This is a genomic window from uncultured Methylovirgula sp. (genome assembly GCF_947646745.1).
Classification (GTDB): domain Bacteria; phylum Pseudomonadota; class Alphaproteobacteria; order Rhizobiales; family Beijerinckiaceae; genus Methylovirgula.
The window spans coordinates 1-22,492 of the sequence record NZ_CANSHK010000033.1; the positions used below are offsets into that span (position 1 = coordinate 1).

The following is a 22,492-nucleotide window of genomic DNA, read 5'->3' on the forward strand; positions in this document are numbered from 1 at the left end:
GTCCGCGCCGCGCCCCGCATCGATTGCCCAGCCCTGCCCTTGTGCGCGGAGCAGCATCGCGCCGGTCGCGCGCAGCCGGTCGCGGTCGATGACGAGCGCGGCGGCGCAGCCGCGCGGCGCATAGAGCGGCGTGACGACGACATCGGCGCGATCGCAATCCTCGGCGAAAGCCGCCTGATCGAGCACCAGAGCGACGCTGCGCCCATCCGGCAGAATGCCGACGCAGCCGATCCGGTCGCAGGCGCTGGCATCGATCGCCTGATGCGGATCGCGTCCGTCGCCGTCGGCGGCGAGCCATTGCCCGACGGTGAATTCGCTCGGCCGCCGGCCGATGATCGTCAGCGCTCCGTCGGCGCCGCGCACCGCCACCGCATCGCCGTTGGCGGCGACCGCCAGATCGAACGTCGAGCCGCTGAGCGCGCCATAAAGCCCGATGAGCGCCAGGGGCAGCGCCGTCAGCCGCAGCAAGGCCGAGCGCCAGATCACCGCCGACAGAACCGCAAAGGTCAGAAAGACGATGGCCCAGGGCGCGAAAGCGTTGAGATGCAGCGTCGCGCCGGGCAGCGTGCCGATCCAGCGCGCGACCCAGAGGACGAAGCTTATGCCGAGGCCGAGATAATGCCAGACGAAAGCGTCGAGCCCGAGCGGATAGAGCAGCACGCCGAACAAAGCGCAGGGCACGGCGAAAAGCTCGATCAGCGTCAAGGTCAGCGGATTGCCGATCAGCACGTAAGGATTGAGCTCATGGAAATCATAGGCCATGAACGAGGCGGTCGCCGTCGTCGCGCAGAGCGTCGCCAAGATCAGCGCCGCCGGTCCGCGGCTGAAGAGCCGCATGATCCCCGCCGTCGGCGCCCGCCCTGCGGAGAGAGGCATCAGGCCGGCGCGTTCGTCGCGCAGCTGCGCATCGAGGGCGAGGCGTGATTCATAGACCGCGATCAGCGCCGCGACGGCGGCGAAGGAAAGCTGAAAGCTCGCGCCGAGGATCGCCTCCGGCGCAATGAGCATGACGAGCGCCGCGGCGAGCGCCAGATTGCGCATGCTGAGCGACTGGCGCCCGGCGAGGACCGCGCCGAGCATGATCAGCGTCATGAACAAGGCGCGTTCCGTGCCGACGCGCGAGCCCGTCGCGATATCGTAGAAGACAGCGCCGGCGATCGCCACGGCCGCGGCCCATTGCTTGATCGGATAGCGCAGCGCCAGCACCGGCGAGAGCGCCAGCAGGCGGCGCAGGCCGACGAAGAAAATGCCCGCCATCAGCGTCATCTGCACGCCGGAGATCGTAATGATGTGAAAGATGCCGGCCTCGCGGATCACCTCTTTCGTCGCGTCGGACAGGAGATCGCGCTTGCCGGTGACCATGGCCGCGGCGATGGCGCCGGCTTCGCCGCCGACGATCGTATCGATGCGCCGCGCCAGCGCGTTGCGGCCGCCGTCGAGCGCCATCAGCGCCGCATCGACGAGACCCGGCGGCCGCGGCGGCGCGATGACGCTCACGCGGCCAAGCACATTGCCGACGGCGCCGATGCGCGCGAACCAGGCGTCGCGGGCGAAATCATAGCCGCCCGGCACGCTCGCCTGCGCCGGCGGCAGCAGCCGCGCCTTGAGCCGCACATAAGTGCCCGCCTCGAACGGCGGCGTGCGGCGCAGCGTCAGCCGCACGCGATAAGGCGTCGCCTGCGGTGCGAGGCCTTCGGCTCTATCGACGCGCAGCAGAAAGCGCGCGCCGTCCTGGCGGAAATCCATTTCCTCGATCAGGCCGTCGAGCGTCGTGACGCGGATATGATCGAGCACCGGCGCCGCGACCCGCGCGGTGCGCCAGCTCGCCGAAAGCAATCCAAGGCAGAGGCAGCAGAGAACGAGCATCACGCTCTGCGCCAGCCGATGCCGGCGAACGAGCGCCGCGAGAGCGCCGAAGAGCGCCGCCGCAAATCCCGCATACCAGAGCGACGGTTCGCGGTCGGCAACGAGATAGAGCACGGTGCCGGCGCCGGCGGCCACCGGCAGCCAGAGGAAAAACCGCCGCTCGGCGATCTCGATGTCGAGCGCCTGCCGGATGGCGCGGCGCGCCATGCCGAAGAGCTGCGCGAAGCGCAGGCCGAAGCGCGCCGGCGCAATGCCGCCCGCAACCGCCGTCCCTGCCCGCTCCGTCATCGCCCTCCCCGTGCCCGAGGCGGCCCGCATGATTGATCCGCTTGGGCCCGCTGACAAGGCGGCGAGGCTTTCCTTTCGGCTTTTCCGTGCTAAACCGCGCCCGGCCGCAATGCCGGCCGAAGCCCAACGCTCCGATCAGGACCAGATTAAGAGGATCAAGCGCCGTCCATGGCTCAGGTGGTGACCCGTTTTGCGCCTTCGCCGACCGGATTTTTGCACATCGGCGGCGCGCGGACCGCGCTGTTCAATTGGCTTTATGCGCATCATGCCGGCGGCAAGATGCTGCTGCGGATCGAGGATACCGACCGCGAGCGCTCGACCGATGCGGCGATCGCCGCCATTCTCGATGGGCTCAAATGGCTGGGCCTCGATTGGGACGGCGACGTCATCCATCAGTTTCAGCGCGCGGCGCGCCATCGCGAGGTGGCCGAACGTCTGCTTGCGAGCGGGCGCGCCTATCATTGTTACGCGACGCCGCAGGAACTCGACGACATGCGCGCCAAGGCGCGCGCCGAAGGCAAGCCGCCGCGCTATGACGGGCGCTGGCGCGACCGTCCGGCTTCGGAGGCGCCGGCGGACATCAAGCCGGTGATCCGGCTGAAGGCGCCGCAGACCGGCGAGACGGTTCTCGACGATCTCGTCCAGGGCCGCGTCGCCTGGGCCAATGAAAACCTCGACGATTTCGTCCTGCTGCGCTCCGACGGCACGCCGACTTATATGCTGGCGGTCGTGGTTGACGACCACGACATGGGCGTCACCCATATCATCCGCGGCGACGATCACTTGACCAATGCCGCGCGGCAGATGCAGATCTACGACGCGCTCGGCTGGGACGTGCCGCGCATGGCGCATATTCCGCTGATCCACGGCAGCGACGGCGCCAAATTGTCGAAGCGTCACGGCGCACTCGGCGTCGATGCCTACCGCGCCATGGGCTATCTGCCGGCGGCGTTGCGCAATTACCTCGTGCGGCTCGGATGGAGCCACGGCGACCAGGAATTTTTCTCGACCGAGGACATGATCGCCGCGTTCGATCTCGCTCATGTCGGGCGCTCGGCGGCGCGGTTCGACTTTGCCAAGCTCGAAAATATGAACGGGCACTATATCCGTGCGACGGAGCCGGCGGCGCTCACCGATCTCTTGATCGACACCCTGCCTCACCTGCCCGAAACCGCCGCTTTTCCGCAGACGATTGATGCCGGGATGCGGCAAAAGCTGCACGCCGCCATGCCGGGCCTCAAAGAGCGCGCGAAAACGCTGGTCGAATTGCGCGACGGCGCGGCATTCCTCTTCGCCAAGCGGCCGTTGGCGCTCGACGCCGCGGCATCCGCCATTCTCGATGCTGGAGCGCGCGCGCATCTGCGGGAGCTTTTGCGGAGGCTGACGGCGCTGCCCGCATGGGATGCCACCGCGACCGAGGAGGTCGTGCGGCGCTATGCCGAAGAAAATCGCTTAAAGCTGGGTCAGGTTGCTCAACCTTTGCGCGCCGCACTGACCGGACGCGCCACCTCGCCCGGCATTTTTGATGTTTTCACCGTGCTCGGCCGCGAGGAAAGCCTGGCGCGGCTTGCCGACCAAGCACGCTGATGCCCTCGCTCACATTTCGAAACCCCGTGGCAACAAACTTGAACCTAACCCAGCGATGCGATAGGTGATATTGCATTGCACCACATCCGTACTCTGGCGCGGCTGATGCCAGCAGACGCGGATGAATAATCTAAAAGAAAGAAGGCAGGCTCTCATGCTCGACGCACCAAAGCAGGCTCAAACGAGCGGCTCGGCTAAGTTCACCCTTGGTGAAAAGTCGATCGACCTGCCGATCAAGGAAGGCAATATCGGGCCGGCCGTCGTCGACATCAGCAAGCTCTACGCGCAGACGGGCATGTTCACCTACGATCCCGGCTTCACGTCGACGGCGAGCTGCGAGTCGGAAATCACCTATATCGACGGCGACAAAGGCGTCCTGCTTTATCGCGGCTATCCGATCGAACAGCTCGCCGAACAGGGCGACTTCCTCGAAACCTCCTACCTTCTGCTCTACGGCGAATTGCCGACGCCGGCGCAGCGCGCCGATTGGGTGCATCGCATCACCCGCCACACGATGGTGCACGAGCAGCTCGCGCGCTTCTTCCAGGGCTTCCGCCGCGACGCGCATCCGATGGCGGTCCTCGTCGCCTGCGTCGGCGCGCTCTCGGCCTTCTATCATGACTCGACGAACATTTCGGAGCCCGGCCAGCGCATGGTCGCGTCGATGCGGCTGATCGCGAAACTGCCGACGATGGCGGCGATGGCCTATAAATATTCGATCGGCCAGCCCTTCGTTTATCCCAAGAACGAACTCGACTACGCGTCGAATTTCATGCGCATGTGTTTCGCCGTGCCGTGCGAGGAATACAAGGTCAATCCGATCATGGCCCGCGCGCTCGATCAGATCTTCATCCTGCACGCCGATCATGAGCAGAACGCTTCGACCTCGACGGTGCGGCTCGCCGGCTCTTCCGGCGCCAATCCGTTCGCCTGCATCGCCGCGGGCGTCGCTTGCCTTTGGGGCCCGGCGCACGGCGGCGCCAACGAGGCGGCGCTCAAGATGCTCGAGGAGATTGGCCGCGTCGAGAACATTCCAAAGTACATCGCCCGCGCCAAGGATAAGAACGATTCCTTCCGCCTCATGGGTTTCGGCCACCGCGTCTATAAGAACTACGATCCGCGCGCCAAGCTGATGCAGAAGACCTGCCATGCGGTGCTCGAAGCCGCCGGCAAGAAGGACGATCCGTTGCTCGATGTGGCGATGGAACTCGAACAGATCGCACTCAACGATGAATATTTCATCGAGAAGAAGCTCTACCCGAATATCGATTTCTATTCCGGCATCACGCTGAAGGCGATGGGCTTCCCGACCGCCATGTTTACCGTGCTCTTTGCCGTGGCGCGCACCGCCGGCTGGGTTGCCCAGTGGAAGGAAATGATCGAAGATCCGGGCCAGAAGATCGGCCGGCCGCGTCAGCTCTATACCGGCGCGCGCGAGCGCCAATATGTGCCGATCGATCAGCGCGAGTAGGATTTTGGCCGAAGCCGACTTAGCGGTCGATTGTCTCGTCGCCGGGGCCGGCGCGGCCGGCCTTTGCGCGGCGCTGGCGCTGGCCAATTCCGGCCATCGGGTCGCCATCGCCGGCAAGCTGGAGGCGGCGAGCAACGGCCGCACCGTCGCCCTCTTCGAAGGCTCGCTACGCTTTTTGCGGGCGCAGCAGCTTTGGCCGCATCTCACCGACATCGCCGCGAAGATCGATGCGATCGAATTGATCGACGCGACCAACGCGCCGGTGCCGATCCCCTCCCTGACCTTCGCCGCGGACGATATCGGCCTCAATGCCCTCGGCGCCAATATTGAAGGCGACAAGCTCGTTCTCCGCCTGGCCGATCTGGTGCGCCAGCATCCCGCCATCCATCTCGTCGAGGATTGGATCACCGACATCGCCCATGGCGACGACAATGTAACCGCAGTCCTTGTGTCGGGCGGAACGATTCATGCGAAATTGATCGTGGCGGCCGACGGCCAGCGTTCGATCGTCCGGAAAAAAGCCGGGATCGGCACGCGGCGCTGGACCTATCCGCAGGTCGCGCTGACGGCGCTGCTCGCCCACGAACTGCCACATCACGATCGCTCGGTCGAGTTCCATACGCGCTCTGGCCCCTGCACGCTCGTGCCGCTGCGGCCGCGCGAGAATGCACCGCAACGATCGAGCCTTGTCTGGCTGATGACACCGCAAGAGGCGGAGCGCCGCCGCGGCCTTGACGCGACCGCGCTTGCTGCGGAAATCGCCCATGAGGCGGAGGAAATTTACGGCGCGATGCAGCTCGACAGCGCCGTCGGCTTCTTCCCCATGGCAGGCATGCGCGCGACGCGTTTCGCCGGCCGCCGCATCGCGCTGATCGCCGAGGCGGCGCACGCCTTCCCGCCGCTCGCCGCGCAAGGGCTTAACCTCAGTTTGCGCGACATCGCCGCGCTTTTGTCCTCGCTCAAGGCGGCAGGACAAGACATCGGCGCCTTGGCGCCACTGCGCCACTACGCCGAAGCGCGCGAGGCCGACGTCGATATCCGTGTGCGCGGCATCGATATTCTCAATCGTTCCATGCTGTCCGACTTCCTGCCCGTCGATATGGCACGCGGGCTCGGATTCTTCGCCATGTCGGCGATCGGACCGCTGCGGCGAGCCGCCTTGCGCGAAGGCGTCCTGCCGCCACGCGCGCTTTTCTGAACCGCCGCATCGGACCGAAACGCGCGTAGCGGTTTTTGATAAATCTGATGCGGTCGAAGAGCGTCGGGACGCTTCGAGATGAGGCTCCTGGTTTTAGAGACACGGGTTTGCACCGCCCGCGGTCGTGATAAACTGGCGGCCGGAGACCGCCATGCAAATCGCGACCTGGAACGTCAATTCGATCCGGCAGAGAACCGAGCATCTTCTGCGCTATCTGCGCGAAATCGGCCCCGACATCATCTGCCTGCAGGAATTGAAATGTCTCGACGCGGCCTTTCCGCATAGCGAGGTCGAGGCCTGCGGCTACAATATCGCGGTGCATGGTCAGAAAGGCTTCAACGGCGTCGCCATTCTGTCGAAGCGTCCGCTCGAGGTGACGCGCGGCCTGCCCGGCGACGAGAGCGACGAGCATGCCCGCTACATCGAAGCCGTCGTGCCTGATGGCGACGGCGTCATTCGCGTCGCCTCGCTCTATTTGCCGAACGGCAATCCGCCCGAGACGGAGAAATATACTTACAAGCTCGCCTGGATGGACCGACTCGCCGCGCATGCGCGAAATCTTCTGGCGCTTGAAGAACCGCTGGTGCTTGCCGGCGATTTCAACGTCATTCCGGCGGGGCGCGATTGTTTCGATCCGGCCGTCTGGGCCGGCGATGCGCTTTACTTGCCGCAGACGCGCGCGCGGTTTCATACTTTGCTCAATCTCGGCTTCACCGACGCGCTGCGCGCGACGACCGATGCCGGCGGACTTTATACATTTTGGGATTATCAAGCCGGTGCCTGGCAGCGCAACCGCGGCATCCGCATCGATCATCTGCTGCTTTCGCCGCGCGCCGCAGACCGGCTGACCGAGGTTACGATCGACAAAGAACGGCGCGGCGAGGACAAGCCCTCCGATCACGTGCCGATCCGGGCGGCGTTTTGCTGAGCCCGTCGCCGTCCAAAGGTCTCGCGGCAGGGCTTCGCCCGCTTGCCGCGCATCTGCTCGGCGCGCTTATCTGGGCTTTGCCCATCGGCCTCGGATTTGCACTCTGCCTGGAAAGCCCGCCGCTCGTCGAACGCCTGCGCAACCTCGTCTTCGATTACGATCAAGAGATTGAGCCGCGTCCCTATTCGGCGGATGGACCGGTGCGGGTCGTCGATATCGACGATGCGTCGCTTGCGCAGATCGGCCAATGGCCATGGCCGCGGCGCAGGCTCGCCGATCTTGCCCGCCATCTTTTCGCCCAAGGCGCCGCAGTCGTCGCTTTCGACATTCTCTTTTCCGAGCAAGATCGCGCAACGCCGCAAAATCTGCTCGCGCAATTGCCCGACATTCCGGAACGTAAAAGCCTCGGCGACGCGCTGGCGGCGCGCGGCCTGATCGAGGATCCGAGCTTGCAGCAGGCGCTGGCGCGCGGCCCGAGCGTGCTGACGCTTGTTTTGACCAACGGCAACCGCACCGACGTTCCGGTCAAATCCGGCTTTGCGACCTTGGGCGACGATCCGCGGCCGTTCCTGCCGCATTTTCGCGGCGCCATTCTGCCCCTCGCCGACCTAATGGACAAAGCCGCGGGCCTCGGCGCCATCAATTGGCAGCCGGACCGCGACCTCATCGTCCGCAAAGTGCCGCTGATCTTCACGCAGGGCGCAGGCGATGCCTCGCGCCTCGTGCCGTCGCTTGACGCCGAAATTTTGCGCGTTGCGCAACAGGCCTCGACGATTCTGGTGAAATCCTCGAATGCCTCGAATACTGGCGGCTTCGGCGCCAAGACCGGCATCGTCAACGTCAAGATCGGCGCGCTGCAGATTGCAACGGAGGCCGACGGCGCGGTGCGCGTCCATTACGCCGGCAGCGCGGCGGCACGGCATCTTTCCGCCTGGCGCGTGCTCGCCGGCAACGTGGCCGATCGCGACATAGCCGGGCGCATCATCCTGATCGGTTCGAGCGCGAGCGCGCTGGCCGATATTCGTTCGACGCCGCTCGAAGCCGCCGTTCCAGGTGTCGATATCCATGCCGAACTGCTGGAGCATGTCCTCTCCGGCACGACCCTGGCGCGGCCGGATTATGCGCCGGGGCTCGAAGCCTTGCTGCTCGTCCTCGGCGGTGCGGTCATGGCGGTGATGGCGCGCTTCACCAAACCGGTCGCAGCCGTCGGCGTGCTATTGCTTTCGCTCGAAGCACTCGCCTTCGCCAACTTCTATGCCTTTTCGCGCATGGGACTTCTCTTCGATCCGCTGATGCCGGGCGCGACCTGGGTGCTTGCCTATGCGACGATGACGATTGCCGTGTACCGCCGCAGCGAGCGGCAGCGCGAATTCGTCCGCAAGGCATTCTCGCGTTATCTCGCTCCGGCTCTCGTCGAGCGCCTCGCCAAGGACCCAAGCAGGCTCGAACTCGGCGGCGAGGCGCGCGACGTCTCGGTGCTGTTCGCGGACGTGCGGGATTTCACCGGCCGGTCGGAAGGCCTGTCCGCCGTCGAAGTCGTGCAATTCCTCAACGGCGTGCTGACACCGCTGACGCAATCCGTACTCAACGAGGCCGGCACGATCGACAAATATTTCGGCGACGGACTGATGGCCTTCTGGAACGCGCCGCTCGACGTGGCAAACCATGCCGAACGCGCCTGCGCCGCGGCGCTGACGATGCGCGACGCTCTCCCCGCGCTGAACGCGCGCCTTGTCGAAACCGGCATCGAGACACGCGCGATCGAGATCGGCATCGGCATTAACACCGGCGAGGCCTTTGTCGGCAATATGGGCTCGAACATGCGGTTCGATTATTCGATCGTCGGCGATACGGTGAACATCGCCGCGCGGCTTGAGGAAGCGACCAAAGACTTAGGCGTTCCCATCCTCGTCGCCGAATCGACCATGCAAGCGGCGCCAGGCTTCCTCTTTGTCCCGCTCGGCGAAATTGTTCTGCGTGGCCGCAGCCACCGGACGCCGATCTATGCTTTGCACGGCCGCGCCACCGAGGCGGCGGAGGAGTTCGCCCGCTTCCTGCAGCTTCATAAGGCCGCCTTGGCGGCAGCCGCGGCGGAAGAACCCGACGCGGCGGCAAAGATCCGCGCAGCCCGAGACCATTTTTACGGCGCTGCCTATGTGGGTTTTTACGCCCGGCTTGAGCCCGATATTCCGGCCTTCTTGCCGCGCGCGGTCTGAAATCCGGCTTGCGTCCGTGCCCGCAAAGAGGCAAGCCTTGGCGCTGCGCGATCGCGATGGCTGCGGATCGAAGCGGCGCAAGGTCATCCATGGGTGATTTCAATCGTTTAGAGCGGGATTTGCGCGAAAGTTCAGCGACCAATTTTTCGCATTGCGCGCGACTGGGCCGCCCGGCCGCTGTTGGCTCGGGCCTTGCGCCTTGATCGACAAGCTGGAATTTTTCATCGCCGTTGCCCGCGAGCAGAGCTTCAGCCGCGCCGCCGATGTCTGCGGCGTGACCCAACCGACGCTTTCCGCCGGGATCAAGCAACTCGAGGACACGCTCGGCGTCTTGCTCGTGAATAGGAGCTCGCGCTTTCACGGCCTGACGCCGGAAGGCGAGCGGGTGCTCGAATGGGCCAAGCGCATCGTTGGCGATTCTCGCGCCATGCGGCAGGAAGTTCGCGCCCTCAAGAGCGGCTTGACCGGCCTCATGCGGATTGCCGTCATCCCGACGGCGCTCAGTATGGTCGCAGCGCTGACGACGCCTTTCCGCGCCAAACATCCCGGTGTGCGATTCAGCGTCGTCTCGGCCACGTCACAGGAAATATTGCAAGGTATATCCAATCTCGAGATCGATGCCGGCATCACCTATCTCGACAACGAACCGCTCGGCACGGTTCGCAGCCTGCCACTCTACATCGAGCAATATCGCCTGCTCACCAGCGCCGGCAGCCCTTTCGCCGACCATAAAAGCGTCACCTGGGCCGACGTCGGCCGCATTCCATTGTGCCTGCTGACGCCGGACATGCAGAACCGGCGCATCGTCGATCAATTGTTGGCGAGTTCCGGCAACCGGCCGGAGCCGACGCTCGAGTCGAATTCGGTGATCGCCCTTTATGCGCATGTGAAGACCGGCCAATGGTCGAGCATCATGGCCGAAAAACTGGTCGAAACGCTCTCCGTCGCGGAGCCGATTCGCTCGATTCCGATCATCGAGCCGCAGGCCGTACACCAAATCGGCCTCGTCGTGCCGCGCCGTGAGCCGATGACGCCGCTGACGGCGACCCTCTTCGCTGAAGCAAAAAAGCTGATCGCACCGCAGCTATAATAGAATTATTCTATAGACCGACGGGATGCCTTTATTGATCGCGAAGGCCCGCGGGACCATCTTTCTTGGAGAGAAACTAAGGTCGGCGCGCCCAGCGGAACTCAAGCTTCTGGGCGCGACACGATTTGGCGCCGGCAATGCAGGATCGTCGCCGGCAGAACAGGTGGAAACATGCCAGCCGTCTTCGACGCGCAGCGGGCCAAGGACATCATCGATGCGCATCTTGCGCTCGAAGGGCCGCTGCTGCCTATCCTCCATGCCTTCGTTGAAGAATTCGGCTTTGTCGATGATGCAGCGGTGCCGCAAATTGCCGACGCGCTCAACATCACGCGCGCTGAAGTGCATGGCGTTCTGACCTTCTATCACGATTTCCGCCGCGAACCGGCGGGGCGGCATATCCTCAAGATTTGCCGTGCCGAGGCCTGTCAGGCGCGCGGTTGCGAATCGGTCGCGGACCATTGCCTCGCCGATCTTGGCGTCGACTGGCACGGCACCACGGCCGACGGCGCCATCACGGTCGAACCGGTCTACTGCCTCGGCCTCTGCGCCAACGGCCCTTCCGCGCTGTTCGACGACGAGCCGATCGCGGAACTGACCGCTGACAAATTGGTCGGCGTCATCGAGGAGGCGGACGCGGCATGACGCGCATTTTCGTCCCCCGCGATGTAGTCGCTCTCGCCCTTGGGGCGAACAAAGTCGCCGCGGCGATCCTTGAGAACGCCAAGGCGCGCGGCGCCGACGTGACGATCGTCCGCAACGGTTCGCGCGGCATGTTCTTCTTGGAGCCGCTGATCGAAGTTGAGACACCGGCCGGGCGCATCGCCTATGGGCCGGTTTCGGCGCAAGACGTGAGTTCGCTGTTCGATGCGGGATTCCTCAATGGGGGTGCGCATGCGCTGCGGATCGGCCGGCCGGAAGAGCATCCCTATCTCAAGCGCCAGACCCGGCTGACCTTCGCCCGTTGCGGCATCACCGATCCGCTGTCGCTCGATGACTACACGGCGCACGAGGGCTGGCTCGGGTTGAAGCGTGCCATCGAAATCGGCAGCGCCGCCATTGTCGAGGAAATCACCAAATCCGGCCTGCGCGGCCGCGGCGGCGCCGGCTTCCCGACCGGCATCAAATGGAAGACCGTCGCCGACACCAAGGCCGACCGGAAATATGTCGTCTGCAATGCCGACGAGGGCGACAGCGGCACCTTCGCCGACCGCATGGTGCTTGAAGACGATCCATTCATGCTCATCGAGGGCATGACGATCAGCGCGATCGCCGTCGGTGCAAGCAAAGGCTATATCTATTGCCGCTCCGAATATCCGCACGCCGTCAAAGCATTCAATGCCGCGCTCGATCTGGCGCGGGCGGCGGGCTATCTCGGCAAGGATATTCTCGGCTCGGGGCATGCCTTCGACATTGAATTGCGCGTCGGCGCCGGCGCTTATGTTTGCGGCGAGGAAACCGCCCTGCTCGAAAGCCTCGAGGGCGGCCGCGGCATGGTTCGCGCCAAGCCGCCGCTTCCGGCTATCCATGGCCTCTTCCAGCGCCCGACCGTCATCAACAACGTTCTGTCCTTTGCAGCGGCGCCGTTCATCCTGGCGCATGGCGCCAAAGCTTATGCCGACTTCGGCATGGGCCGCTCGCGCGGGACGATGCCGCTGCAGCTCGCCGGCAATATCCGCTATGGTGGCCTGTTCGAGACAGCCTTCGGCCTGACGCTCGGCGAAATCGTCGAGGATATCGGCGGCGGCACCGCCTCCGGCCGGCCGGTGCGCGCAGTGCAATGCGGCGGCCCGCTCGGCGCTTATTTCCCCCCCGCCCTGTTCGAGACGCCCTTCGATTACGAGGCCTTCGCGGCCAAAGACGGGTTAATTGGCCACGGCGGTATTGTCGTTTTCGACGACACGGTCGATATGATGGCTATGGCCCGTTTCGCGATGGAATTCTGCGCCATCGAAAGCTGCGGCAAATGCACCCCTTGCCGCATCGGCTCGACTCGCGGCCAGGAGGTCATCGACAAAATCTTCGACGGCGTCGATGTCGACGCCAACATAAGCCTTTTGGAAGATCTTTGTCAGACGATGAAGTTCGGCTCTCTCTGCGCCCTCGGCGGCTTCGCGCCTTATCCGGTTATGAGTGCGCTGCGTCACTATCCCGAAGATTTCCGACCCCGCACTGCGGCGGTTGCGGCGGAATGAGGAGAACGGAATGTCTCTCATCCAAGAGATTGATTACGGTACCCCGGCTTCGAAATCGACCGAGACGGTCGAGCTGACGATCGACGGCGCCAAGGTCCAGGTCCCCGCCGGCACCTCGATCATGCGGGCGGCGATGGAGCTCGGCAACCAGATCCCGAAGCTCTGCGCCACAGACAGCATCGATGCCTACGGCTCTTGCCGACTTTGTCTTGTCGAAATCGAAGGCCGCAACGGCACGCCTGCCTCCTGTACCACGCCGGTCGCCCCCGGCATGGTCGTCCATACCCAGACGCCGCGGCTCAAGGCGCTGCGCAATGGCGTGATGGAACTCTATATCTCCGACCATCCGCTCGATTGTCTCACCTGCGCCGCCAACGGCAATTGCGAATTGCAGACCCAGGCCGGCGTCGTCGGCCTGCGCGAGGTGCGCTACGGCTACGAGGGCGAGAACCACCTCAAGGACAAGAAAGATACGTCTAATCCTTATTTCACCTACGATCCGTCGAAGTGCATCGTCTGCAACCGCTGCGTACGCGCCTGCGAGGAAGTGCAGGGCACCTTCGCGCTGACCGTCGACGGACGCGGTTTCGAGAGCCGCATCTCGCCCGGCCAGATGGAGAATTTCTTCGATTCGGAATGCGTTTCCTGCGGCGCCTGCGTGCAGGCCTGCCCGACCGCGACGCTCGCCGAAAAATCGCTCTATGATATCGGCCAGCCGGAACATTCGGTCGTCACGACCTGCGCTTATTGCGGCGTCGGCTGTTCGTTCAAGGCCGAAATGCGCGGCGACGAACTCGTCCGCATGGTACCCTATAAGGACGGCAAGGCGAACCACGGCCATTCCTGTGTCAAGGGCCGCTTCGCCTGGGGTTATGCCACTCACAAGGATCGCGTGCTGAAGCCGATGATCCGCGAAAAGATCTCCGATCCCTGGCGCGAGGTCTCTTGGGACGAGGCGATCAATTACGCCGCCTCCGAGATCAAGCGCATCCAGGCCAAATTCGGCCGCGGCTCGGTCGGCGCCATCACCTCGTCGCGCTGCACCAACGAAGAGACCTATCTGGTGCAGGAGCTGGTCCGTGCCGGCTTCGGCAATAACAACGTCGATACTTGCGCGCGCGTCTGCCACTCGCCGACCGGCTACGGCCTCGGCCAGACCTTCGGCACCTCGGCCGGCACGCAGGAGTTCGACTCGATCGAGCACACCGATGTCGTGCTCGTCATCGGCGCCAATCCGACTGATGCGCATCCCGTCTTCGGCTCGCATATGAAAAAGAGGCTGCGCGCCGGGGCCAAGCTGATCGTCATCGATCCGCGCAAGATCGATCTGGTGAAGTCGCCGCACATCAAGGCCGATTATCACCTCGCGGTGCGGCCCGGCACCAATGTCGCGATCCTCGACGCCTTGGCGCATGTCATCGTCACCGAAGGGCTCGTCAACGAAGCCTTCGTGCAGGAGCGCTGCGACCCGGCCGAATTCTCGACTTGGGCGGCCTTCGTCTCGGAGGAGCGCAACAGCCCGGAGGTTGTCGCGAAGCTCTGCGGCGTGCCAGCCGAGACCATCCGCGCCGCCGCCCGGCTCTATGCGACGGGCGGTAATGCGGCAATCTATTACGGCCTCGGCGTCACCGAGCACAGCCAGGGATCGACCGCGGTCATGGCGATCGCCAATCTCGCCATGGCGACCGGCAATGTCGGGCGCGAAGGCGTCGGCGTGAACCCGCTGCGCGGGCAGAACAATGTCCAGGGTTCCTGCGACATGGGCTCGTTCCCGCATGAATATTCGGGCTACCGGCACGTCTCGAACGATGCCGTGCGTGAGCTCTTCGAATCGGTCTGGGGCGTCAAGCTCGACAAGGACCCCGGCCTGCGCATCCCGAACATGATGGACGCGGCGATCGACGGCACCTTCAAGGCGCTTTACGTCCAAGGCGAGGACATTCTCCAGTCCGACCCCGATACACACCACATGTCGGCCGGCCTCGGCGCGATGGAATGCGTCATCGTCCAGGACCTTTTCCTCAACGAGACGGCGAATTACGCGCATGTCTTCCTGCCCGGCTCGACCTTCCTGGAAAAGGACGGGACGTTCACCAATGCCGAGCGGCGTATCCAGCGCGTACGCCGGGTGATGGCGCCGCGCAATGGCTACGAGGATTGGGAGATCACCATGATCCTCTCGAAGGCCCTCGGCTATGAGATGCGCTACAAGGATCCCGGCCATATCATGGACGAGATCGCCAAGGTGACGCCGACCTTCGCCGGTGTCTCCTACAAGCTGCTCGACGAGGTCGGCTCGATTCAATGGCCGTGTAATGCCGATGCGCCGCTTGGCACGCCGACCATGCACATCGGCCATTTCGTCCGCGGCAAAGGCCAGTTCATGCTGACGGAATATATCCCGACCGATGAGCGGATCGGCCCGCGCTTCCCATTGATGCTCACGACCGGCCGCATTCTGTCGCAATATAATGTTGGGGCACAGACGCGGCGCACCGCCAATTCCGCCTGGCACGCGGAGGACGTGCTCGAAATCCATCCGCATGATGCCGAGGATCGCGGTATCCGCGATGGCGATTGGGTGAAGGTCAAGAGCCGTTCGGGCGAGACGGCGCTGCGCGCCAAGATCAGCGAGCGCATGTCGCCGGGCGTCGTCTACACGACGTTCCACTTCCCCTTGACCCAGGCCAATGTCGTCACCACGGATTATTCGGATTGGGCGACCAATTGCCCGGAATACAAGGTGACCGCCGTCCAGGTCTCGACCTCCAACGGGCCGACCGAATGGCAGGAAGAATATCGCGAAATGTCCGAGCAAAACTCGAAGATCGCCCAGCCCCTCGATGCGGCGGAATGAGTGACGCGGACGACATGGCGAATGCGCTGCCCGCCCCGGCGGTCAGCGTTCCAAGCCTGGCGCGGCGCGGCGGCGTCTCTTTTGCGACGACGCGAGTCGTCCCGGACGAACAGGCCGTCGCATTCACCTATAATGGCTCGACCCATGCGGTGATGATGGCGACGCCCGCCGACCTCGAAGATTTCGCGGTCGGCTTCGCCTTGACCGAGGGCTTGATCGAAAGCCGCAGCGAGATCGAGAATCTGGAAATCGTTACCATGCCGCTCGGCATCGAGGCCCGCGTCTGGCTGAAGGGCGACCGTGCCGAAGCCTACGCCAAGCGGCGGCGCAGCATGGCGGGTCCGACCGGCTGCGGCCTCTGCGGCATCGAAAGCCTCGAGGCCGCCATGCGGCCGCTGTCCACAGTGACCGCCGACCTGAAGGTCTCGCCCCAATCGATCGTCGCGGCGATGGCCTCGCTCGACCCGGCGCAGACTCTGAATGACCAAACCCATGCCGTCCATGGCGCGGCTTTTTGGACCGAGCGCGAAGGCTTGGTCGCCGTGCGCGAGGACGTCGGCCGCCACAATGCGCTCGACAAGCTCATCGGCGCCCTGGTCCGCGCCGGGCGCACCGCGGCGAATGGCCTTGTCCTGATGACGAGCCGCGTGTCGATCGAACTGATTCAGAAGGCGGCCCGGCTCAATGCGCCCGTGCTCGTTGCCGTCTCAGCGCCGACCGCGGCTGCGATCCGGCTTGCCGACGAGGCCGGCATCACCCTCGTCGCCGTCGCGCGGCGGCAAGACTTCGAAGCCTTCACCCATACCGAAAGATTGAGCGAAACCTCCCGCCATGTCGCATGAACCGCACGCAGCTTCGCACACCCTTGACCGGCTGATCTACATGGCCAACCAGATCGGCGGCTTCTTCGCCGTGCAAGGGCACGACAAAGAGGTCGCCGGGGTTGCCGATCACATCGCGAAATTCTGGAATTCGCGGATGCAGAAGCAGATTTTCGCGCATCTCGCCAAAGGCGGCGATGGTTTGAAGCCGAACATCAAAGAAGCACTGCAAGTGCTTGAGAAGAGACAGCAAGCGCAGGCAGCCCAGCAGCAATAAGACTCAGCTCACAATGCGCCGGTAGGCACTCGGACTGACACCGGTCACCCGGCGGAATCCGGCGCTGAGCGAACTCGCTTCGCTAAAGCCGAGCCGCAAGGCAATCTCCATCATCGGTGTTGTCGTCGCATTGAGCAGGGCCTTGGCCGCCTCGACGCGGCGCATCATGTGATAGCGATGCGGCGGCATGCCGAACGATTGCTTGAACGCCCGAGCGAAATGGAACGGACTCAGATGCACGAGCGCCGCCATATCGGCGACCGTCAGCCGGGCGTCGAGGCGTGCTTCGATATAATCGGCCACGCGCTTCTGCTGCCAAGGTGCAAGCCCCGTCTGGCGGCCCGTGGGTAGCGGTGCTTTGGCGCCGTTCATGCGGATCAATTCATGGCACAGCACCGCACCGAGCGCCTCGGCATAAGGACTTGCGACGGCATTGGGCGCGGTGATCTGCGCCTTGAGCTTGAGCGCGGTCGCCCAGAGATCGGCATCGAAGAAGAAAAGCCGCGGCTGCAGGTCGATCGCATCAAACCCAAGCTCAGGATCGAGAAAGGGCCCGTGCGGATCGATGTAAAAGAAATTCACCCGGGTCAGAACGCGCGGCTTTTGCGAGCCGCGAAAACGGCGCCCGGCCGGCACGAAGGTCATCCGCCGCGAGAGTTCGCGCTGGCGCGATTTGGGCAAACCCTCGAGACAGGTCTCGCCGTCATAGCGCTCGGACCGCTCGGCGGCGACCAGCAGGTGAAAAGGCGCTTGGAAATCATATTCGTACGGCTGGGATTGGGTGAGTTCGAGGGTCTCAGCCCAGAGCCCACGCCACGCCGCGACACGGCGTTGGGTGATGTGCGGCGGGGTATAATCGACCTGCGGCGCGCTAAAGCCTGAATCGGAAACGTTCATGAACTGTCCAAGGGGAAAAAGGGCCTGCCGCCCTCCTGACCGTTCCCCGCCGAGCTGTTTTGCCGGTGATATGGCGGTGATCAAGCACCAATTCAACGCACTTCACGGTTCGGTGAGCGGCTGTCCTGCTTGCTCGATCAGCAAGACCGAACAAGCGAACCTCAGGTCACGCTGGTAGATAATCGTGGCCGGACACGGGCCTTGTGGCCGGCGGACCTTGGCGCCCCTATGTGTCGCAAGGGCCTTTTCCATATCTTTGCAGAACAAAGATCGGACGGAGCCGGGGAATGGGTATCGTTCGCTTCGCCTTACGGTTTCCGCACACGTTCTACGTGATGGCGCTGGCGATTCTGTTTCTCGGCATCAGCGCGATCATTTCGACGCCGAAGGACATCTTTCCGGTCATCAACATTCCGGTCGTCACGGTCATCTGGCAATACACTGGCCTGACGCCGCAGGAAATGGAAGCGCGCGTCACGACCTACAGCGAATATTCCATCAGCGCGAACGTCAACAACGTTCTCGACATGGAATCGCAAACCCTGTCGGGCGTCGCCGTTCAAAAAATCTTCTTCCAGCAAGGCGTGAGCGTCGATCTCGCCATCGCCCAGATCGTCTCCGCCACCAATGCCATCCGCGCGTTGATGCCGCCCGGCATTCAGCCGCCGATCATCGTGCAATATAACGCCTCGAGCGTGCCCGTCCTGCAACTCAGCCTGAGTTCGGACCGGATGAACGAGCAACAGCTTTACGATTACGGCATCTACAGCCTGCGCCAAGCGCTGGCGCCGATCCAGGGCATTACGCTGCCGACCCCTTATGGCGGCAAATACCGCCAGATCATGGTCGATCTCAACCTCGACGCGCTGCGTGCCAACGGTCTGACGCCGAGCGATATCGTCAATGCCGTCAATGCGCAGAGCCTCACCCTGCCCTCGGGCGACGCCAAGATCGGCAATACGCAATATATCGTCAGTATGAACGCCATGGCGGAGAGCATCGACGCGCTCAACCGCCTGCCGCTGCGCCAAATCGGCGCGACGACGGTACGCCTCAGCGACGTCGCGCATGTGCGCGACGGCTGGGCCGTACAGCAGAATATCGTGCGCGCCAACGGCCGCCGCTCGGTGCTTTTGACCATCATCAAGAACGGCGACGCCTCGACCCTCGATGTCGTCAATTCCGTGAAGGCCGCTCTGCCGGAACTCCTTAAGGCCGCCCCGCCCGGCATGCAGATGCATGTTCTCTTCGATCAGTCCGTCTTCGTCAGCGAGGCCATCGCCAGCGTGTTACGCGAGGGCGCGATCGCCGCGGGTCTCACCGCCTTGATGATCTTGATCTTCCTCGGCTCGTGGCGTTCGACCTTGATCGTGATGGTGTCGATTCCACTCTCGATCCTGTCGTCGATCGCGATCTTCTCGGCGCTCGGCCAGACGATCAATACGATGACGCTCGGCGGCCTCGCGCTCGCGGTCGGCATTCTCGTCGACGATTCGACCGTCGCGATCGAGAACACCCATCGCCTCTTCGAAGAACATATGGAATTCGACGAAGCGGTGCTGCATGGCTCGGCCGGCATCGCCTTGCCGACGCTGGTCTCGACGCTTGCTATCTGTAGCGTGTTCGTCTCGGTCTTCTTTCTGCAAGGCGCCGCACGCTATCTGTTCAGCCCACTCGGCATGGCCGTCGCCTTCGCAATGCTGACCTCCTATCTCCTTTCGCGCACGCTGACGCCGATCATCATCCGCGCCCTGCTGCGCACGGAACAGGCACAGCACGCGGCCGGGCAGACATCGTGGCTCAGCCGCTTCCATGATCGGTTCAACGCCGGATTCGACCATTTCCGCGAAGGCTATACCTACGTGCTCGACCGGGTTCTTGGGAGCCGGATTCTCGTGCCGCTCATCGCCCTTTGCGTCGTCGGCGGCGCCGGCCTGCTGATGACGCAGGTCGGCACGGATTTCTTCCCGCAAGTCGATACCGGCCTCATCCAATTGCACGTCCGCGCGCCGGCGCGCACCCGCATCGAGGCGACGGAAGCGATCTTCCAATCGATCGAAGACCGCATCCGCCAGGATATCCCGCCGCAATATCTCGATCTCATCCTCGATAATATCGGCCTGCCGCAGCGCGTTTATAATCTCGCTTTCACCGACGGCTCGACCATCGGCGTCAATGACGGCACGATCCAGATCGCTTTGAAGGAAGGCCATCCGCCGACCTACGCCCTGGTCAAGAAGCTGCGCCGCGACCTGACGCTGGCCTTCCCCAACGTGCTTTTCTATACGCAGCCGGCCGATATGGTGACGCAGATTCTCAATTTCGGCATTCCGTCGCAGATCGACGTCGCCATTCAAGGGCCAAACCGCGCCGGCAATCAGGATGTCGCCAAAATCTTGCGCGACCGCATGGCGAAAGTGCCCGGCCTCGTCGACGTGCATATCCAGCAAGAGCTCGACGCGCCGGAACTCTATTATTACGTCGACCGCATCCGCGCCCAGGAGCTCGGTCTCAACATCAACAGCATCGCCAACAATCTGAATATCAGCCTCAGCTCGTCCGAGCAGGTGACGCCGAATTTCTGGACCGATCCTAAGAACGGCATCCCCTATTATTTCGCCGTCCAGACGCCGGAATATCGCGTCTCGAGCCTCAACGAGCTCAACAACACGCCGGTCGTCAGCGTTGCCGCAGCGACGACGCCGGTGCCGAACATCCTCGGCAATGTCGCCTCAGTCCACCGCCGCTACATTCAATCGGTCTTCAATCACGCCAATATTCAACCGCTTTACGACATCTATGCGAGCGTCCAGGACAGCGATCTCGGCAGCGTGGCCAAGAGCATCAACGGCATCATCGGCGACCTCAAATCGCAATTGAAACCCGGCAACAAATTCGTCGTCCGCGGCCAGATCAACAGCATGAACTCCGCTTTCTACAATCTGATGTTCGGGCTGCTGTTTGCCGCCGTCTTCGTCTATCTGCTGATGGTCGTGAATTATCAAAGCTTTATCGACCCCTTGGCGATCATCTTCGCTTTGCCCGGTGCTGGCGCCGGCATTCTGTTGATGCTCTACGTGACCGGAACGACGATCAGCGTGCCGTCATTGATGGGCGCCATCATGTCCATCGGCGTCGCTTCGGCGAACTCCATCCTGCTTGTGACGTTTGCCCGCGAGCAGCGCCACGAGGGCCTAAACGCGGTCGATGCCGCCCGCGCCGCGGGGCGCACCCGTATTCGTCCGGTGCTGATGACGGCCGCGGCAATGATTGTCGGCATGATCCCGATGGCGATCGGCGCACCGGGCGAAGAGCAGAATGCCGTTCTGGCGCGCGCGGTGATCGGCGGCGTCATGATCGGCACGGTCACGACGCTTTTGTTCGTGCCGTGGTTATATTCTATCATCGGCCGTTTCGAGCGCACGGAGCCGCGGCACGAGCCAGAGGGCGAGCCCGCGCAATGAGCCAAGCTTACGCCCCATCCTCTTTCGCAGATAAGGATTTTGTCTGATGCGCGACGACGTCAACAAGCCTGACACGCATACGTCAGAGCCGGCTGCGCCGTCGCACGGCGAGCGGCCCCGCCGTCTGGGCCTCGTCGGTTTCGCCGCCCTGCTCGCGATCGGCGGTTTCGTTGCCTATGGCGCATGGAGCCATGCGCAGCGCCGCTCAGCGGCGCTCGAAACGGAGCGGCAGCAGGAAGACGCGGTGCCGACCGTGCGCGTCGCGCGTGTCGTCACCAATTCGGCGCCGCGCGTGCTAGATCTGCCGGGCAGTACCGAGGCCTTCGACGCCGCCACCGTCTATGCTCGCGCAACGGGCTATATCGCCAAGCGCAACGTCGATATCGGCAGCGAGGTGAAAGCGGGCGCCGTGCTTGCCGTCATTGCAGCGCCGGACCTCGACCAGCAGCTTTTGCAGGCGGAAGCCCAAGTCGCGCAGTTGCAGGCGGCCGTGACTCAGGCGCAATCGAATAAGCAGCTCGCCCTCGTCACCAATAACAGGACGCAGACCCTCGTCGTCCAAGGCTGGCAGACGAAGCAGCAAGGCGATACCGACCGCCTGACCTACGACGCGCAGACCGCGGCGCTGAAAGTTGCTGAGGCCAATCTGCAGGCCGGCGAAGCCCAGGTCTCGCGGCTTAAGGAATTGACCGGCTTCGAGCAGGTCGTGGCGCCCTTCGACGGCTTTATTACCCAGCGCCACATCGATGTCGGCAGCCTTGTCACCGCCGACCAGTCGACCGGCACACCGCTCTTCGACATTGCCCATAGCGAAGTGCTGCGCACGCAAATCTATGTGCCGCAGGATGCCGTTTTCGGTTTGAAGGACGGCGCGTCGGCCGAAGTCCGTGTGCCGGAAATCCCCGGCCGCGTCTTCCACGGCACCGTGGCGCGCAATGCCAATGCCTTGCAGCCGGGCACGCGCACGCGGCTGACGGAAGTCGATGTCGACAATGCCGACGGGACGCTCTTCCCCGGCCTCTATTGCACCGTGCGGCTCTTCATCCCGCGCGCGCAGCCGGTGATTTCAATTCCGTCGCAGGCGCTGATCTTCAACAAGAATGGGCTCAGCGCCGCAGTCTACGACGATGGTGTGGTGCGGCTGCGCAAACTTAATCTCTTGGCCGACAATGGCGCGGAGGTCGACGTTCGCACCGGCCTCAAGCCGGACGATCTTGTTATTCTGAGCCCACCGATCAACATTCGCGACGGCATGCGCGTCGCCGCCTCCCGCGACAGCGATAATGTTCACGTCGGTAGCGCCGAGAGCGGTGCGAGCGCCAAGGATTGATGATCCCCTC

At 63.7% G+C, this 22,492-nt stretch carries 15 protein-coding genes; 13 read left to right on the forward strand and 2 right to left on the reverse strand.

The window, feature by feature from the left end; genetic code table 11:
• Positions 1–2,154, reverse strand: a 2,154-nt coding sequence (locus tag Q0025_RS10695) for a ComEC/Rec2 family competence protein (RefSeq protein ID WP_297298845.1), incomplete at its 3' end; no start/stop codon positions are given.
• Between the two features lie 168 nt (positions 2,155–2,322).
• Here Q0025_RS10695 and gltX point away from each other — a divergent pair.
• The 11 genes from gltX to Q0025_RS10750 all read left to right on the forward strand — a co-directional run bounded on the left by gltX (position 2,323) and on the right by Q0025_RS10750 (position 16,791).
• Positions 2,323–3,741 (forward strand): glutamate--tRNA ligase, encoded by a 1,419-nt coding sequence (gltX, locus tag Q0025_RS10700; RefSeq protein ID WP_297298847.1) that lies wholly within the window; start codon positions 2,323–2,325, stop codon positions 3,739–3,741.
• A gap of 154 nt (positions 3,742–3,895) precedes the next feature.
• Positions 3,896–5,212 carry a citrate synthase gene (gene gltA / locus Q0025_RS10705; protein ID WP_297298849.1) on the forward strand — a complete coding sequence of 439 codons (1,317 nt, stop codon included), beginning with the start codon at positions 3,896–3,898 and terminating at the stop codon, positions 5,210–5,212.
• A 4-nt stretch (positions 5,213–5,216) separates the two neighbouring features.
• A complete protein-coding gene (locus Q0025_RS10710; protein ID WP_297298852.1) occupies positions 5,217–6,410 on the forward strand; it encodes an FAD-dependent monooxygenase in 1,194 nt (397 codons plus the stop codon).
• 151 nt (positions 6,411–6,561) lie between these two features.
• Positions 6,562–7,338: an exodeoxyribonuclease III gene (xth, locus tag Q0025_RS10715; RefSeq protein ID WP_297298854.1), complete on the forward strand. Its 777-nt coding sequence runs from the start codon at positions 6,562–6,564 to the stop codon at positions 7,336–7,338.
• Positions 7,332–9,554: a CHASE2 domain-containing protein gene (locus tag Q0025_RS10720; RefSeq protein ID WP_297298856.1), complete on the forward strand. Its 2,223-nt coding sequence runs from the start codon at positions 7,332–7,334 to the stop codon at positions 9,552–9,554. Before xth ends, Q0025_RS10720 begins: the two co-directional genes overlap by 7 nt.
• Positions 9,555–9,753: 199 nt before the next feature.
• Positions 9,754–10,644 (forward strand): LysR family transcriptional regulator, encoded by an 891-nt coding sequence (locus Q0025_RS10725; protein WP_297298859.1) that lies wholly within the window; start codon positions 9,754–9,756, stop codon positions 10,642–10,644.
• Positions 10,645–10,815: 171 nt separating this feature from the next.
• Entirely contained in the window at positions 10,816–11,286 is a 471-nt protein-coding gene (locus tag Q0025_RS10730) for a formate dehydrogenase subunit gamma (protein ID WP_297298861.1), read from the forward strand.
• Positions 11,283–12,836, forward strand: a complete 1,554-nt coding sequence (locus Q0025_RS10735) for an NADH-quinone oxidoreductase subunit NuoF (RefSeq protein WP_297298863.1) — start codon at positions 11,283–11,285, stop codon at positions 12,834–12,836. The genes Q0025_RS10730 and Q0025_RS10735 overlap by 4 nt, the downstream gene beginning before the upstream one ends.
• Positions 12,837–12,846: 10 nt before the next feature.
• On the forward strand, positions 12,847–15,693 hold the full coding sequence (fdhF, locus tag Q0025_RS10740; RefSeq protein ID WP_297298865.1) for a formate dehydrogenase subunit alpha: 2,847 nt from the start codon (positions 12,847–12,849) through the stop codon (positions 15,691–15,693).
• A complete protein-coding gene (fdhD, locus tag Q0025_RS10745; RefSeq protein WP_297298867.1) occupies positions 15,690–16,535 on the forward strand; it encodes a formate dehydrogenase accessory sulfurtransferase FdhD in 846 nt (281 codons plus the stop codon). Before fdhF ends, fdhD begins: the two co-directional genes overlap by 4 nt.
• Positions 16,525–16,791, forward strand: coding sequence for a formate dehydrogenase subunit delta (locus tag Q0025_RS10750; RefSeq protein ID WP_297298869.1), 267 nt, complete (start codon positions 16,525–16,527; stop codon positions 16,789–16,791). The genes fdhD and Q0025_RS10750 overlap by 11 nt, the downstream gene beginning before the upstream one ends.
• Positions 16,792–16,794: 3 nt before the next feature.
• Here Q0025_RS10750 and Q0025_RS10755 read toward each other — a convergent pair whose 3' ends face one another.
• Positions 16,795–17,688, reverse strand: a complete 894-nt coding sequence (locus Q0025_RS10755; RefSeq protein WP_297298871.1) for an AraC family transcriptional regulator — start codon at positions 17,686–17,688, stop codon at positions 16,795–16,797.
• A 287-nt stretch (positions 17,689–17,975) separates the two neighbouring features.
• Here Q0025_RS10755 and Q0025_RS10760 point away from each other — a divergent pair, with 287 nt between their 5' ends.
• Both Q0025_RS10760 and Q0025_RS10765 read left to right on the forward strand, forming a co-directional pair.
• Positions 17,976–21,152, forward strand: a complete 3,177-nt coding sequence (locus Q0025_RS10760) for an efflux RND transporter permease subunit (protein ID WP_297298874.1) — start codon at positions 17,976–17,978, stop codon at positions 21,150–21,152.
• Between the two features lie 46 nt (positions 21,153–21,198).
• Complete coding sequence (locus tag Q0025_RS10765; protein WP_297298877.1) at positions 21,199–22,482, forward strand: efflux RND transporter periplasmic adaptor subunit; 1,284 nt, start codon at positions 21,199–21,201, stop codon at positions 22,480–22,482.
• Positions 22,483–22,492: the final 10 nt, after the last annotated feature.

What these genes read in the sequence shown, in the direction of transcription:
- Q0025_RS10755 (WP_297298871.1), bottom strand. Translation starts at nt 17,688, where the DNA reads ATGAACGTTTCCGATTCAGGCTTTAGCGCGCCGCAGGTCGATTATACC.
- Q0025_RS10730 (WP_297298861.1), top strand. Translation starts at nt 10,816, where the DNA reads ATGCCAGCCGTCTTCGACGCGCAGCGGGCCAAGGACATCATCGATGCG.
- gltX (WP_297298847.1), top strand. Translation starts at nt 2,323, where the DNA reads ATGGCTCAGGTGGTGACCCGTTTTGCGCCTTCGCCGACCGGATTTTTG.
- Q0025_RS10760 (WP_297298874.1), top strand. Translation starts at nt 17,976, where the DNA reads ATGGGTATCGTTCGCTTCGCCTTACGGTTTCCGCACACGTTCTACGTG.
- xth (WP_297298854.1), top strand. Translation starts at nt 6,562, where the DNA reads ATGCAAATCGCGACCTGGAACGTCAATTCGATCCGGCAGAGAACCGAG.
- Q0025_RS10735 (WP_297298863.1), top strand. Translation starts at nt 11,283, where the DNA reads ATGACGCGCATTTTCGTCCCCCGCGATGTAGTCGCTCTCGCCCTTGGG.
- gltA (WP_297298849.1), top strand. Translation starts at nt 3,896, where the DNA reads ATGCTCGACGCACCAAAGCAGGCTCAAACGAGCGGCTCGGCTAAGTTC.
- Q0025_RS10765 (WP_297298877.1), top strand. Translation starts at nt 21,199, where the DNA reads ATGCGCGACGACGTCAACAAGCCTGACACGCATACGTCAGAGCCGGCT.
- fdhF (WP_297298865.1), top strand. Translation starts at nt 12,847, where the DNA reads ATGTCTCTCATCCAAGAGATTGATTACGGTACCCCGGCTTCGAAATCG.
- fdhD (WP_297298867.1), top strand. Translation starts at nt 15,690, where the DNA reads ATGAGTGACGCGGACGACATGGCGAATGCGCTGCCCGCCCCGGCGGTC.
- Q0025_RS10750 (WP_297298869.1), top strand. Translation starts at nt 16,525, where the DNA reads ATGTCGCATGAACCGCACGCAGCTTCGCACACCCTTGACCGGCTGATC.